The organism is Terrabacter sp. 2TAF16, from assembly GCF_052115065.1.
Taxonomy (GTDB): domain Bacteria; phylum Actinomycetota; class Actinomycetes; order Actinomycetales; family Dermatophilaceae; genus Terrabacter.
This window is the reverse complement of the sequence record NZ_JBFRFZ010000004.1, coordinates 199,294-213,998: the sequence shown is the minus strand read 5'-3', so window position 1 is coordinate 213,998 and position 14,705 is coordinate 199,294. Positions and strand designations below refer to the sequence as shown.

At 74.0% G+C, this 14,705-nt stretch carries 10 protein-coding genes; 5 read left to right on the top strand and 5 right to left on the bottom strand.

Annotation, left to right across the window (positions count from 1 at the left end; translation table 11 throughout):
- Positions 1-135: 135 nt before the first annotated feature.
- The 5 genes from AB4Z14_RS06515 to AB4Z14_RS06495 all read right to left on the bottom strand — a co-directional run bounded on the left by AB4Z14_RS06515 (position 136) and on the right by AB4Z14_RS06495 (position 7,728).
- The gene (locus AB4Z14_RS06515) at positions 136-1,836 is read right to left on the bottom strand and encodes a serine/threonine-protein kinase (RefSeq protein WP_442274499.1); all 1,701 of its coding nucleotides are present in this window, start codon (positions 1,834-1,836) and stop codon (positions 136-138) included.
- Between the two features lie 46 nt (positions 1,837-1,882).
- Complete coding sequence (locus AB4Z14_RS06510) at positions 1,883-4,531, bottom strand: FHA domain-containing protein (protein ID WP_442274498.1); 2,649 nt, start codon at positions 4,529-4,531, stop codon at positions 1,883-1,885.
- A gap of 68 nt (positions 4,532-4,599) precedes the next feature.
- Positions 4,600-5,412 carry a PP2C family protein-serine/threonine phosphatase gene (locus AB4Z14_RS06505; RefSeq protein WP_442274497.1) on the bottom strand — a complete coding sequence of 271 codons (813 nt, stop codon included), beginning with the start codon at positions 5,410-5,412 and terminating at the stop codon, positions 4,600-4,602.
- Positions 5,409-5,960: a hypothetical protein gene (locus AB4Z14_RS06500; RefSeq protein ID WP_442274496.1), complete on the bottom strand. Its 552-nt coding sequence runs from the start codon at positions 5,958-5,960 to the stop codon at positions 5,409-5,411. Before AB4Z14_RS06500 ends, AB4Z14_RS06505 begins: the two co-directional genes overlap by 4 nt.
- A 268-nt stretch (positions 5,961-6,228) precedes the next feature.
- Entirely contained in the window at positions 6,229-7,728 is a 1,500-nt protein-coding gene (locus AB4Z14_RS06495) for a CCA tRNA nucleotidyltransferase (RefSeq protein ID WP_442274495.1), read from the bottom strand.
- Between the two features lie 201 nt (positions 7,729-7,929).
- Between AB4Z14_RS06495 and AB4Z14_RS06490 the strand changes: the two genes are divergently transcribed.
- The 5 genes from AB4Z14_RS06490 to AB4Z14_RS06470 all read left to right on the top strand — a co-directional run bounded on the left by AB4Z14_RS06490 (position 7,930) and on the right by AB4Z14_RS06470 (position 14,567).
- On the top strand, positions 7,930-8,415 hold the full coding sequence (locus AB4Z14_RS06490) for an NUDIX hydrolase (RefSeq protein WP_020141640.1): 486 nt from the start codon (positions 7,930-7,932) through the stop codon (positions 8,413-8,415).
- A gap of 53 nt (positions 8,416-8,468) precedes the next feature.
- On the top strand, positions 8,469-10,853 hold the full coding sequence (locus AB4Z14_RS06485; RefSeq protein WP_442274494.1) for a DUF6049 family protein: 2,385 nt from the start codon (positions 8,469-8,471) through the stop codon (positions 10,851-10,853).
- A 55-nt stretch (positions 10,854-10,908) separates the two neighbouring features.
- Entirely contained in the window at positions 10,909-12,867 is a 1,959-nt protein-coding gene (locus AB4Z14_RS06480; RefSeq protein ID WP_056823334.1) for a hypothetical protein, read from the top strand.
- A 2-nt stretch (positions 12,868-12,869) separates the two neighbouring features.
- Positions 12,870-13,442 (top strand): RNA polymerase sigma factor SigM, encoded by a 573-nt coding sequence (gene sigM / locus AB4Z14_RS06475; RefSeq protein WP_442274493.1) that lies wholly within the window; start codon positions 12,870-12,872, stop codon positions 13,440-13,442.
- A gap of 210 nt (positions 13,443-13,652) precedes the next feature.
- Complete coding sequence (locus AB4Z14_RS06470; protein WP_442274492.1) at positions 13,653-14,567, top strand: hypothetical protein; 915 nt, start codon at positions 13,653-13,655, stop codon at positions 14,565-14,567.
- The last annotated feature ends 138 nt before the right edge of the window (positions 14,568-14,705 follow it).

Below are 14,705 nucleotides of genomic sequence, written 5' to 3'. Positions count from 1 at the left end.
CTCGCGGCCGACGATGTCCGGCCGCGCGGCGTTACGGACGTCTGTGGTGGTTTGGTGGTGTCTGCGTCGAGGTTGCCGGTCCGACCGTTTCGTGTCCACCCGCCGCCATACTCAGGCAGCTGGTGCCGGCCGCCCTCACTGCGCGGTCTCGCACTGGACATCGGCCCCCGGGGAGGCCTGGCCCGCGCGGGCCACGACGACGGTGGCACACACCTTGGTGCCCTTCGGTGCCTTGACGGTGTACGTCCTGGCCGTGACGGAGACGAGTCTGGCCCGCTCCGGGTTCCCGGCGTCGGACGGCGTCGGTCCGTAGGACACCCGGAAGGTGTCCTTCGTGGAGGGCTGCGGGTAGTTCCACGTGAAACGGACACTGCCCCGCCCCGACGTCGCCGAGATGGTGGGCTTGTCGAAGACTCCGTCGCCGATCGCGCTGTCGTCACCGGGCATCGAGATGGTGGCGCTCGGCGTGGGCGTCGCCGGAGTCGGGTCACCGGACCCGGACTGCAGCACGAGGAAGACGACGAGACCGACGAGGACGACGACCGAGGCGGCCAGACCCCAGAGCACCGCGGGCTTCGCGAGCGGGGACGTCGATGCCGGCCCGGAAGCCGGAAGTGCTTGTGTCCCTTGCGTGCTCGCGGCGCGACGGACCGTCGCCTCCTCGGCGGAGTCGCTCCCGAGCGGAGCGGTCTGGCTCCGCACCGGGTCGGTCACGGCAGCCGGACGGACCGGGGCCGCTGCGGCCGGGACGCTCGGGCTCGGCATCGGTGCGGGCGACCACCGCTGGCCGCCGGCCTCGGAGCGGCGGCGCGTCTCGTCGTCGAGCATGGTCGGCGACGGACCGACGGGTTGGGCCACCACGGTCTGCGGCGCCTTGATCCGGGTCCGGTCGTCGTCGTCACCGCCGCGGCCGGTCGGCGAGCCCTGGGTCTGGCTGACGAGCGTCGTGTGACCCTGCTCGTCGAGGACGACGATGGGCGTGCGGCCCAACCGCTGCTGCTGCTCGACCGCCTGCAGCGCCCGGGCGAACTCGAGCGCCGACGCCGGTCGGTGCGCGGGGTCCTTGGCCATCGCCTGGGCCAGCAGGCGCTCGAGGCCGGCCGGCACGTCCTGGCGGCCCGTCGCGGGCGGCGCGGTGCTCCGGATCCGCGGCATCAACGCATACGCCGAGTTGTCACCGCCCGGGATCTCGAACGGCGAACGGCCGACGAGCAGCTGCCACAGGGTCGCGGCGAGCGAGTAGACGTCGGAGCGCTCGTCGCCGTTGCTCTGGCCGTAGAGCACCTCCGGCGGGGCCCACGGCACCGAGACGCCGACGTCGTCGGTGGCCTCGGCCGGGGCGTCGCCCTCGCGGGCGCCGCGACCGGCGATGCCGAAGTCGGTCAGGCCCGGGGCGCCGTAGGCGCTGATGAGGACGTTGGCCGGCTTGATGTCGCGGTGCGTGATGTGGGCGCGGTGTGCCGTCTCGACGGCACTCGCGAGCTGGATGCCGGTGCGCAGGACGTCCTCGACCGAGAAGCGCTCGGCCCGGGCCCGCATCGCCAGGTTGGGCGGCGGGTAGTACTTCATGACGAGGTAGGGCCGGCCGTCGTCGGACGCACCCGAACGGAAGACCTGCACGATGTACGGGTGGTCGCCGAGGGCGGCCATGGTGTCGGCCTCCTCGACGAACTGCTGACGCAGCGCGTCGGTCAGGCCCTCGGACTTGAGCACCTTGACCGCGACCGGCATGCGGGGGCTCTGCTGCTCGTAGAGGAAGACGTCGGCGTAGCCGCCGGAGCCGAGCGGCTGGACGAAGACGAGGCCCGGGATCTTCGGGGGCGCACCCTTCTTCACGAGGCACCTCCGTCCGCGGCCGGCAGGTGGTGGTCGGGCGTGCGGGTCACGACGCCGCCTCGAAGGTGAAGGAGACCTCGTCGGCCATGGACACGAGCGACCCGGGCTCGAGGACCTGCTGGTCGTTGGCACGCAGGCGGAGGGGGCTCTCGCCGGGCAGCGTCACCGTCGTGCCGTTGGTCGTCCCGAGGTCACGGATGAGCACGTGCCAGCCCTCGAGGATGACCTCGACGTGGTTGCGCGAGACGTCGCGCTCGGGGCTCGGGACCTTGACCACGTGCGGTCGGTCGTGGACGGCCAGGCCGTCGCCGAGCTTCGGCGCGCGGCCGAGCAGCACGCTGCGGTCGAGGGTCACGACGTCACCCGTCGACAGGCGGAGCACGCCCAGCGGCGGTCGCGGCATCGTGAACGGCTCCTGCGGCGGGATGCTCGAGCCGCACACCCGACAGCGATCACTGTGCGGAGGCGTCGGGTGGCCCGCTGAGCAGAGGACGGCGAGGACGCTGGGTCCGGAGAAGGTCTGGTTCTGCGCGGCGTTGCGTGCCTCGAGGAGGGCGCTTCGGTCGACGGTCAGCTCCGTCTCGTCGTCGTCGGTCCCCGCGCCGATGGCGGCGGTGTGCGCGGGCGGGTCCGCGACGGATTCCGCGCCCGTAGCCGCCGGGGGGACCGGGGGGACCGGGGGCAGGGCGACGGGGAGCGAGACGGGCACGTCGAAGGTGGGCTCGGCAGGCGGCTGCGCCGCGCTGGCGTATGCCGTCGCCGCCGTCGGTGTGGATGGCGCGGTCTGCGCGGGTGCGGGGGCGGTGCTCGCCAGCGGCGGTCCGGTCGAGATGAGCGGCGTCGCCTCTGGTGCGCGGACGCCGGGGGGCGGGGTGTTCATCGGGGGGAGCAGACTCGGGGCCGGCGGCGGCGTGTGCCGCCCCGAGAAGGTCGGGACCTCCGGCTCCGGCTCGGGCTCGGGCACCTCGGCGGCCGGGGTGGACCGGGCCCACGGCACGGAGGAGATGAGGCCACCCTCGGGCACGACGGGAGCCGACAGGATGGGCCGCGCCGGCACCTCGGGCGCCGGGGCAGCGTTCGTGACCGGCGCGTCGGAGGCGTCGGCGACGGACGGGACCGACGGGGTGGGAAGGTGGTCGTCCTCGTCGTGCCCGGCCTCGTCGTCGTCGGACCGCGTCAGTGACGCAAGCACCTTGCGGTGCTCGTCGGCGGCCGTGGTGTGGCCGAAGAGGTAGTCGTAGCTCGGCGGCGCAGCGGGCTGGTCGTCGTCCGCGTCGTCCGTCTCGTCGGGGTCGTCGAGTGCGGAGGTGGTGGGCCCCGCGGCCGGACGACGGACCGCTCCGGCCACCGGGGCGGACGGAGTCGTCGACGTCGGGGACGCGTCGGGCTCGAGCACCGGGCGGCCGGCCCACGTCGAGTCGACGTCACGCGGCGCCGCCGCGGGCAGGTCGTCGGCCACGGGCGCCGGCGCTGTCGGCCCTGTGGGCGCTGTCGGCGCTGTCGGCGTTGCCGGTGTCGGTACGGGTGTCGTCGCCGGTGCCGTCATGGCGACGGGTGACGGGGACGTCGGCGCCACGGGCGCGGTGGACGGCGAGGGCGCCGGAGCGACGGCCTCGGTCGGCGAGGAGGCCGTCGGCTGAGTCGGCGGCGTCACCGGCTCGGACGGCACGGACGGCACGGACGGCACGGACGGCACGGACGTGTCGTGACCGGATGCAGCGGCGGGGGCGGGTGTCTCGCCGGACGCACCTGCCCCGTCACCCAGGAGGTCGCTCGACGGGGTGGCACGAACCGGCACGGCCGGGGTGACCGAGGTCCACGAGCGGAGCGCCGGCAGCAGAGCGGGGAGAGGCCCTGTGGCGACGACCTCCGGCGTGCGGGAGGGCTCGGCCGCACTCTGGGAATGACCTTGCGCTGCAGTCTCTTTCGCACCCGACATGTCGGACGTCGCTGCAGCAGAGGTGGATTCGTCGTTCGAGGCGCTGACGTCGGATGTCGTCGGCGGAGTGCCACCCTGGGCCCAGCTGCGTTCCCACGTCGAGCGGCCAGGCAGGCTCTGCGCGTCAGGACGGTCCGAGGACGCCCTGCCGTCCGCTGTCGATGTGGCGAAGGTCGGGATGCCGCCCGACCCCGTGGCGTCGTCACGCCCGGGCGCCGCCTCCGGCTCGGACACCGCCGCTGCGTCGGGATGGTCCACGTGCTGCCCGCTCACCACCGGCGCACCGGCCGCAGCGATGGACGCCGCCGTCTGCTGCGGGGTCGCGTCGGCGGGCTCGTCCGGCACGGTGGGCTGCGCCGACTCGCCGACGAGCGCTGCCGCGGATGCGGTGCCGGGCGACGGCGATCCGGCCGCGAGGCCCTGCCGAGGCACGGGCTGCGCCCGCTCGGACTCCTCGAGCACGCGGAGCACGATCCGGTCGGGCTGCTCTGGGAGCTCGAGGTCCGTCCAGACCTTGCTGCTCGTGGCTCGCACGTCGTGCTCGGTGCCGTCAGCGAGGGTCACGAGAGCCGAGACCGGCCCGAAGGCGACGATGCGCGTGCGGGGCTGCCAGTGCACGCCGACGAAGTGGTGCGCCTTGCGCATCCCGCCGGCCGTCAGCACCTCGACGACGTCGTCGATGTCACCGCCGTCTGCCGCGTCGCTCGCAGCGATGGTGCGCTCGTCGTCCTCGTCGAGTCCGATGAGCAGGTGCATGCCGGGGCCCCCGATGTGCGTCCACCCTTCGGGGGCCCGGTCGACAACCACGGACGGGCCACTCACGTCTACGACCTGCTCTCCCCTGATGAGCCGTTCACGTTCTCGCGCGGGGTCGTGTCCTCGTCGACGTCCGAGTCGGAGTCCTCGCCCTGTACGGCGACGACGATAGCAGTGACGTTGTCGCGGCCACCGGCTGCGACACCACGTCGCACGAGCTCCTCGGCGGCCTCGTCGGCGTCGGGGTGATCGGCGAGGACGGCCTCGATCTCCTCCCGGGTGAGCTCGTTGGACAGACCGTCGGAGCAGATGACGAACGCCTCGCCGGGGTAGGGCGGGAAGACCCACGTGTCGACGACACCCATCGGGTCGCGCCCGAGCGAGCGCGTGACGACGTTGCGCCCGGGGTGGCGGTGCGCCTGCTCCGGGGTGATGAGGCCCCGCTCGACGAGTTCCCAGACCTCCGAGTGGTCGACGGTCACCTGCGAGAGCCGGCCGTCGAGGCAGCGGTAGACGCGGGAGTCGCCGATGTTGAAGACCGCCCAGTGACGCGACCCCCCGACGGACACGAGGGCGAGGCCGGCGACGGTCGTGCCCATCCCGGTCTGCTCGGGGTGTCGCGCGGCCGACGCGAGGATGCGGCGGTTGGCCTCGCCGACCTGGGCGACGACGTCGCGCACCTGCACGACGGGCCGGTCGGCGAGCTCGGCGACGGTCTCGGCGGCGATCCGGCTCGCGACCTCGCCCGCAGCATGGCCACCCATGCCGTCGGCGACGACGTAGACGGTGCCCCGCGTGCACGCGGAGTCCTCGTTGTGCGCCCGGACCCGACCGACATCGGTGGCCAGGCCCGCCGAGATGGCCGGCAGCGTCGTGCTCATGCGTCCACGTCCAGGTCGGTGGCAGCGGTGGCAGCGCCGGCGTCCGAGCCGTCAGCGGAGCCCCACGGGGTGACGCGCGCCGTCGTCAGCACCTGGCGGATGAGCTCGTAGTCGGCCACGGCGTCGGCGCCACCCACGGCGCCGGTCAGCTGGACGAGGTGTGCCGGGGCATCGGCCGCGGCGGACGCCCCGGAGGTCACGAGGTGGAAGAGGTTGGCCTGCAGGACGGTCTCGACGTCTGCGTCCGGCCACGTCGCGTCGCAGCCGACGAACTGCGCGCCCCCGAGGTCGGCGGCATACGGCTCGGAGACGGCTCCGCCCCGCGAGGTGGCCAGGGAGGCGATCTGCTCGAGGGAGTCCTCGATGCGGAAGGACGACCCGCACTGCTCGATCGTGACGACGACGTTGGGTGCGAAGGACCCCTCGCGCGGGAGTCGCGCCGCCATCGTCGTTCCCGGCGCGTGCGCGGGCTCCCAGCCCTCCGGCACCTCGAGGGCCACCGACGGCTGGCCCGGGAAGTCGGCGCTCGGGTAGGCGAGGGTGCTCATGGGCTCGTTCCTTTCGGTCGTTCCCGCGGGGGTCGGGGACGGCGCGGTCAGTCAATCATTCACGGCATGCCGTGTCAGATCGGGTGACGCACCGTCACGGCGGCGATGGCGGCGCGGGAACGAGGTCCCGTCGAGCGTACGACCGCACCACCCGGCGCCGCGATGGGGAGAACTCCCCACCGCACGATGGGCGGCCGCTCAGGCGCAGCCCACGCGCCGCAGCCCGCTCAGGCGCGGACACAGGGCGGAGCCCGAGGGCCTCGAACCGTCAGCCCACCGACTCGCGGGCGGCCCACCAGGCGAGCAGCTTCTCGCGGGCCGCGTCCTTGCCGATGGGCCCGTCGTCGAGGCGGACCGACAGGAGGAAGTCGTAGGCCTCTCCCAGCACCGGACCGGGACGGATGGCCAGGGCCTCGGCGATCTCGTTGCCGTCGAGCTCGGGACGGACGCTCGCCAGCTCCTCCTCGGCCGCCAGGCGCTCGATGCGCTTCTCGAGGTCGTCGTAGGCCCGCGACAGCCGCTGCGCCTTGCGGGCGTTGCGCGTCGTGCAGTCCGACCGCGTCAGGCGGTGCAGGCGCGTGAGCAGTGGTCCGGCGTCGTTGACGTAGCGCCGCACGGCCGAGTCGGTCCACTGCCCGTCGCCGTAGCCGTGGAAGCGCAGGTGCAGCTCGACGAGGCGTGCGACCTGCTTGGTCGTGTCCTTGTCGAAGCGCATCGCCTTCATCCGCTTGCTCGCGAGCTTGGCGCCGACGAGCTCGTGGTGGTGGAAGGAGACGCCGCCGCCGTCCTCGAAGCGCCGGGTGGCCGGCTTGCCGATGTCGTGGAGCAGGGCGGCAAGACGCAGCACGAGGTCGGGGCCCGGCACCGACTCCGGCGGACCGTCGGCGGGGCCCTCGAGGTCGATCGCCTGCTCGAGGACGATGAGCGAGTGGTCGTAGACGTCCTTGTGCCGGTGGTGCTCGTCGAGCTCTAGGCGCAGCGCGGGCAGCTCGGGCAGGAAGACCTGGGCGAGGCCGGTGTCGACGAGGAGGGTCAGACCGAGCCGGGGCTGGGGCGACAGGAGCAGCTTGGTGAACTCGTCGCGGACCCGTTCGGCCGAGATGATCGAGAGCGTCCCGGCCCGCTCGACCATCGCGGCCCGCACCTCGGGCGCGACGTCGAAGCCGAGCTGCGAGGCGAAGCGCGCCGCCCGCATCATCCGCAGCGGGTCGTCGGCGAAGGACTCCTCGGGCGCGGCCGGTGTCATGAGGCGCTGCCGCACGAGGTCGGAGAGCCCGCCGTGGACGTCGACGAACTCGAGGCTCGGCAGCCGGATCGCCATGGCGTTGACGGTGAAGTCGCGCCGGACGAGGTCGCCCTCGAGGTGGTCGCCGAACATCACCTCGGGCTTGCGTGACGTGCGGTCGTAGGTGTCGGCGCGGTAGGTCGTGATCTCGATGACGTGCGCACCCTTGCGCAGGCCGATCGTGCCGAACTCGCGACCGATGTCCCAGTGCGCGTCGGCCCATCCGATGACGAGCGCCAGGATGTCGTCGGGACGGGCGTCGGAGGTGAGGTCGAGGTCGGGTGAGACACGCCCGAGGAAGGCGTCGCGTACCGGCCCGCCGACGAGGGCCAGCTCGTGCCCCGCGGCGGCGAACCGCTCCCCCAGCTCGGTCAGCATGGGCAGGACGGGTGCGAGCCGGGCGACGGCGGCCCGTAGGAGCGGGAGTCCGGCGTCGACCGGCTCGTGGCTGTCGGCGAGGGGCGTGTCGGAACGGTCAGGCACCCGACCAGCCTAGTGAGCGTTCGCGCTGCTCCTGACCGCGCGCGTACGCGAGGGGTGGCCCACGCATACGCGCCCGGGAGTCGACGGGGACCCGACGGGGACCCGACCGACCCCGCCCCGGACACGCCGGTCGGCACCCCTCGCGGGCGGGGTCTCCCCGACGACGAGAGCGCTCCGGGCCTTGCCCGTTATGGTGGCGATGTGAGCGCGCAGCCCGTCCCCAGCCCCGTGCCGGGGAGGCGTCTGCCCGCCGTCGAGGAGCGTTCTGCGGGCGGCATCGTCGTGGACGTGCAGGAGGGCCTGGCCCTCATCGCGATCATCGCTCGCCGCAACCGGGCCGGCCGCGTCGAGTGGTGTCTGCCCAAGGGCCACGTCGAGCCGGGCGAGACGCTCGTCGAGACGGCCGCGCGCGAGGTGGCCGAGGAGACCGGCATCGTGGGCCGCGTGCTCGTCGAGCTCGGCACCATCGACTACTGGTTCGCGACGTCCAACAAGCGCGTCCACAAGTTCGTGCACCACTACCTCCTCGAGGCCACGGGCGGCGAGCTCTCCATCGAGAACGACCCCGACCACGAGGCCATCGACGTCGCCTGGATGCGCCTCGACGAGGTGCACCGCAGGCTCACCTTCCCCAACGAGCGCCGCATCGCGCAGGCGGCGTGGAACCGGCTGGCGGGGACGGCGTGATCCTTCGAGGGTCGCGGCGTCCCGACACGAGGGGGCGCCGCGGGAGCCACCTCGTGCGCCGGCTGACCGCCACGGCAGCGACGCTCGCGGCGCTCGGCCTGTCCGTCGGCCCGGCTGCGAGCGCCGTCCCGTCCCCGGCCGGGCCGAGCACGTATGCCACCCGCCCCGGTTCGTCCCCCACCCACCGAGCCGCCGTGGTGCCCGCCAAGGACGTCGCCGTCGTCGTGCTCGACACGCTGACACCCGCCGTCGTCGGACCCGGCAAGGACGTCACGATCACGGGCACGGTCACCGCCCCGCTCACCGGACCGCTCTCGGGCCCGGAGGTCCGGGTCGTGCGCGGCGACGTGGCGGTCAACCAGCGCAGCGCCCTCGACGACTGGGCCACGGGCCGCACCGAGACGTCCGGCCGCACCGTCGACACGACGTCGCTGGCCACGGTCGCCGCCGGTCAGACGCAGCCCTTCACCGCGACGGTCCCGTGGGAGAGGCTGCGGTCCGACGATGCGTTCGCGGCGCTGCCGATCTCCGTCGAGGTCGTCCAGGAGGGCGCGAGCGAGCCCACCGGCATGACGCGCACCTTCATCGCCTGGAACGGCCGCAAGGAGTACGTCCCGCTCAAGGTCGCGACGGTCCTGCCCGTGACCCTCCCCCCCACCGTCGCGCTCGCCGCGCGCGACGACGCGGCCCGCCTGGCGGCCTGGGAGCAGGCGATCGGCCCCGACTCGCGGGTGGCCCGCATCCTCGAGGGCACGCGTGGCACGCCGGTCGACCTCGCCGTCGACCCGTCGGTGCTCGGTCCCGATCTGGGCGCCGGCTCCGGGACGACCGGTCCGACGCCGAGCGGTACGTCGACTCCCGGCGGCACCGGCACCACCGCTCCAGCGCCCTCCGGCACCTCGGGCACTCCCGCCCCGTCCGCCTCGGGAGCCACGGGCACCACGGGCACCCCGGCCCCGGCAGCCGGGACGAGCGCCCCCGCCCCCGATGGCACCACCCAGACCCCGTCGACCCCGCCGACGACGTCGACCCCGCCGCCGGCCGGCACCCCGTCCGAGGCCACGCTGGCCATCGCGCGCCTCGGCGACGACGTCGTCACGCAGCTGAGCGGGCGGAGCGTCTGGGCCCTGCCGTACGCCGACGCCGACGTCGCCGCCACGGTCGGCGTCGACCCGGTGAACTCCCTCGTGCGCGACCTCGTCAGCCGGGCGTCCACCCTCGCGGGCCGCCTCGGGCAGCCGGCCCGGGCCGACATCGTCTGGCCCGTCGACGGCCTCCTCCCCGCCGGGCGCGAGCAGGGCATCAAGACGCTGCTGTCCGGCACGACGGTCAGGAAGCCCGCCGGCATCGTCGTCAACGCCGCGGCTGTGACGAAGGAGACGGCATACACCCCGACCGCGCGGCGGGTCACGGCGAGCGGGACGCGGCTGCTCGCGTACAACACGCGTCTGTCCGCACTGCTCCCGAAGCGCACCGACCCCAGCCCCGTCCTGTCGGTGCAGCGCTACCTCGCCGAGACGCTCGTGCTGCTCGGCGAGCGCGCCGGCACGCCGCGCTCCGTGCTCGTCACCGCGCCGCGCACCTACGACCCCGACGCCGCCGACCTCGCGACCTTCCTCGCGGCCACGTCGAGCGCGCCCTGGCTCGAGACCGTCGACGCCGCGTCGCTGCTCACCGACAGCGGCAACGACAAGGCCGTGCCGCAGACGAGGCCGACCACCGCCGTGGCCTCCGCCGCCCCGAAGCCCGTGCTCAACGCGCGCCGGCTCGCCCGGATGGCCGACCAGCGCGACACGCTCCTCAGCGTCTCGTCGGTGCTGCGCGACGGCGAGGAGTTCGAGCGCACCTACCGCGAGGTGCTCGACGGGCTCGCAAGCGCCCGGTGGCGCTGGAACCCTGCCGGGTGGGTCACCCTGGCCAACTCGGTGGACGCCGACATCAAGGCCGCGACGAGCGCCATCCGGGTCGTGCCGCGCACGAGCACGATCAACCTGCTCGCCGAGAACGGCACGTTGCGCATCACGGTCGAGAACGGTCTCGACTACACCGTCGAAAACATCCGCCTGCGGCTCGTGCCCGACAACCCCCGGATCCGGATCGTCGAGCAGCCCGACCCCGTGACGATCGGGCCGTCCTCGCGCACCAACGTCCCCGTCGAGGTCGCCGCGGTGGCCGCGGGGCGCGCCGAGATCCGTGCCTTCCTCACGACCGCCGACGGCACCCAGATCGGCTCGCCCGCCACGATCCCCGTGTCGGCCAACCCGCTCGACGCCGCCATCTACTGGGTCGGCGGCATCCTCGTCGGGCTCGTCCTGCTGGCCGGCGTCATCCGCGCCGTGGTCAAGGGCACCTCGCGTGTCGACGAGATCGCCGACATCGAGGCCGTCACCGCGGCACACGAGGCGCTCGGCGATGCGGACGACCGGGATCACGACTGAGTCGGCCTAGGATGGGTGGCGAGCCACGCATCCGCGCACGACATGACGAGGGAGGGTGACGCACGTGCAGGGAGTCGGACCCGGATCCGTCCTGGGCGGCCGCTATGCGGTCACGCTGCGCACCTCCGAGGGCACCCACCACGAACGCTGGCGTGCCAACGACCACACCCTCGAGCGCGAGGTCGTTCTCGTCTGCTTCCCGGCCGGTTCGTCGGTCGCCGCCGCCGCCCTCGATGCGGCCCGCCGCGCCGCCGGCATCGAGGACTCCCGTCTCGTGCGGGTCCTCGACGTGGGCACCGACCAGGGCGTCGGCTTCATCGTCGAGGAGCCGCTGACCGGCGCCGCGCCCCTCTCGCACCTGCTGCAGAGCGGTGGCCTGTCACCCGACGAGGTGCGCCGCCTGACGGGCGAGGCCGCCACCGCCCTCGACAAGGCGACCCATCGCGGCCTGCACCACCTGGCCCTGACGCCGAGCTCGCTCCTGCGCATGTCCGACGGCGCCGTCAAGGTGCGCGGCCTCGCCACCGAGGCCGCCCTCACCGACGCCGACCGGCTCTCCGACGAGCGGGCGTCCCGCGCCGACGCGGTCGGCCTCGTCAAGATCGCGTATGCCGGCCTCACCGGTCGCTGGCCGATGGTGTCCGTCGACGACGGGCTGATCCCCGCCGGCGGGCCGGTCGGGCTCGAGGCCGCCCCGACGATCGTCGGCGGCGTGGCCGCCCCCTCGGAGATCGCCGTGGGCGTGCCCAACGACCTCGACCTCATCTGCCGGATGACCCTGGGCAGCGGCCGGCGTGGACCGGTCTCGCCCGGCGACCTCGCCCTGCAGATCGCGCCGTGGCCCAGTGAGCAGGCGTCGTCCGACGGCGCCACCGGCATCGGCCTGCGCAGTCGTGACGACCGCGAGTCCCTCGAGCCGACGCGCGTCATGCCGTCGGTGCGCGCCGGCGCCGCCGCGGTCGGCGCTGCAGGCGCAGCCGGTGTGGCCGGGGTGGCCGGGGGATCGATGGCGGGCGCTGCCGGCGACTCCGGCCCGTCCAGCACGATCTTCTTCGACAGCGTCCCCGACGCACAGTCAGGCACGACGCCCGCCCGCGGCGCCACCACCGAGCGGCTCCAGGGCGGCGTCGCCGCGGCCGGGGCGGCAGCAGCCGGCGTGGCCGGAGCCATCGGCGACAAGGTCGGCTCGTTCGCCCGCGCCGCCGCCGACAAGGCCGCCTCCCGGGCCGCCGAGCGCCGTTCAGCGCACGACGACGACTTCGACGGCGAGGACATCGGCCTCGTCGACGCGCTCGACGAGGCCCCCGCGACCCGCCTCGAGCCGCCCCTGCCCGTCTTCGGCCGCGAGGCCCCTGAGGCCCCCAGCGGTGCCCAGTCCCGCATCGCGCTCGCGATCGTCGGGGTGCTCGTGCTCATCGCGCTCTTCATCGGCATCAACAACGTCATGAAGATCGGCCAGCACGACGGCCCGGCTCCCGCCGTCACGGTGACCAAGACGCGCACCCCCGCCGCCACGCAGACGCAGGGCACGACGACCCAGGCGCCGCCGAGCACGACCCAGGCGCCGCCTGCCGCCGCGGTCAGCGTCGTCGGCGGCACGGGCTTCGACCCCGAGGACGGCACCGAGGCCGACCAGAACGTCAAGCTGACCTTCGACGGCGACCCGAGCACCCAGTGGCGCTCCCGCTGGTACGGCACTGCCTCCTTCAACGGGAACAAGGACGGCGTCGGGGTCCTGCTCGACCTCAGCGCGCCCACCGTCGTCAAGGAGGTGGAGCTCGTCCTGCCCGCCGAGCAGAACGTCACCGTCTACGCCACCGACTCCGGCTCGACGAAGTCGCTCGACGGCGCGCAGAAGATCGGCTCGATGAAGAAGGCCAACGGCACCGTCGTCATCAAGACCAGCGGCCAGCTCCAGCCGGCGAGCAAGATCCTCGTCATCGTCACCAAGGCGGCGCCCGCCGAGGCCGCGAACCACTACCGCGCGCAGATCAGCGAAGTGACGGTGCGCTGACCGTGAGCCCGGGGGTTGCCGCCCCGATCGCTGATCTGAGCGACCGGGAGTTGCTGGCACTGCACGTCGACGGCGACGACCATGCCTTCGCCGAGCTCTTCCGCCGGCACAAGGACCGGATGTGGGCCGTGGCGCTGCGTACCGTGCGTGATCCCGAGCTCGCGGCCGACTGCGTCCAGGACGGCTTCATCGCGGCCTTCCGCCGTGCCGAGTCCTACCGCGGCGAGGCTGCCGTCACGACGTGGCTGCACCGCATCATCGTCAACGCCTGCCTCGACCGGCTCCGTCGGCGCAAGCCGACCGCCGAGCTGCCCGAGTACGAGCTCGCCGACCGGCACGACCACCACGCCTCGACGGAGGTCCGCCTCGACGTCCAGGAGGCCCTCGCCAGGCTCCCCGAGGGGCAGCGGGCGGCGCTCGTGCTCGTCGACATGCACGCCGTTCCCGTGGCCGAGGCCGCCGTCATCCTCGGCGTGGCCGAGGGGACCATCAAGTCGCGCTGCGCCCGCGGACGCGCGGCCCTGGCCCAGCACCTCGGGCTCACGCCGGGCGTCCGTCCCGTCGAGCAGGACTGAGGGCGGTCCACGTCCGGCCCTCATGGGGTACGGGACGACCGGTGACCGGTCGGCCCCTGGGCTCGCCGGGTCACCGCTCGGGCACCGGCCGAAGAATGGTTGAATCCGGTGGAACCCGACGGCCACAGGGGGCCGTCGAAACCACGGCGACCGGCATACCCCTGCCCTGCCCGTACGACCACCGCACGCTCTGCCCGAAGGACCACATCCGTGGACGAGTCCGCGCACACCCCTGAGCACGACCCTCGCGTCCGCGACCCCGACGGACGTGCGACGACCGAGCCGGCGCCTCCCGCCCATCTCGACGGGCTCTACGGGTTCGACGGACTCGACGGGCTCGCTCACGAGGTCGCGGACGACGCCCCCCTGACCCGCCTCGACCCGGACGTCGAGCAGCACGTGCGCACCCTGCTCGCCGGCGCGGCCGACCCGGGACCGATGCCTGACGCCGTGTCCGAGCGCATCTCGGGCGCCCTGCTCGACGCGTCCCGGCTGCGGGTCGACCCCGGACCGCTGTCCGCCTCCCGTTCCGGCTCGGACGCCACGGGGACGAACGTCGCGGACCACGGCACCGTGCTCGCGATGCCGAGCCGCGCCGGCCGTCCCAAGCCGATCTACCTCGTGGCCGCGGTCGCCGCGGCTGCCGCCGTCGTCGCCGTGGGCGCCTCGGCCCTGCACGTGACCAAGCGGCCCAACGGCGCGGCCGTGGTCGGCGACACGTACGCCACGGGGGCCACGACGCCACCGCCCAGCCCGCCGGCGACCTCCGGTGGACTGCACATCCAGCTCAGCACGACGGCATACACCGCCGGGACGCTCGCCGCGCAGGCCCGGGCGCTGCTCGACCACCCCGGTCAGCCGATCCGCGACCTGGCGGCCGAGTCTCCGGGTATCGGGCCGATCGCGACGCCGATCGGGCTCGAGGCGTGCCTCGAGGAGATCGGCGCGGTCGGTGCAGCCGACCCGGCGCCCGATGCCGTGTCCGCAGACCTCGCCACGTTCGCCGGACGTCCAGCGGTCGTCGTCGTCGTCACGCGGGCCGGCGCCAGCACCGCCTGGGCCGTCGAGCGCAGCTGCACGACCGGGGCGCCGGGCCTGCTCGCGGGTGCCACGCCCGTCCCCTGAGCCCCACGAGCGCACTCGCACCACGCGCCGTCCCGCCACGCGGGCGCACCCGCGCAGGCTGACGGGCACGGGAACAACAACCGCCTAGGATCGGTTGAGGCCTATGCGGCTCGCGGCCTCCCGCCGTACCGGTTCCAA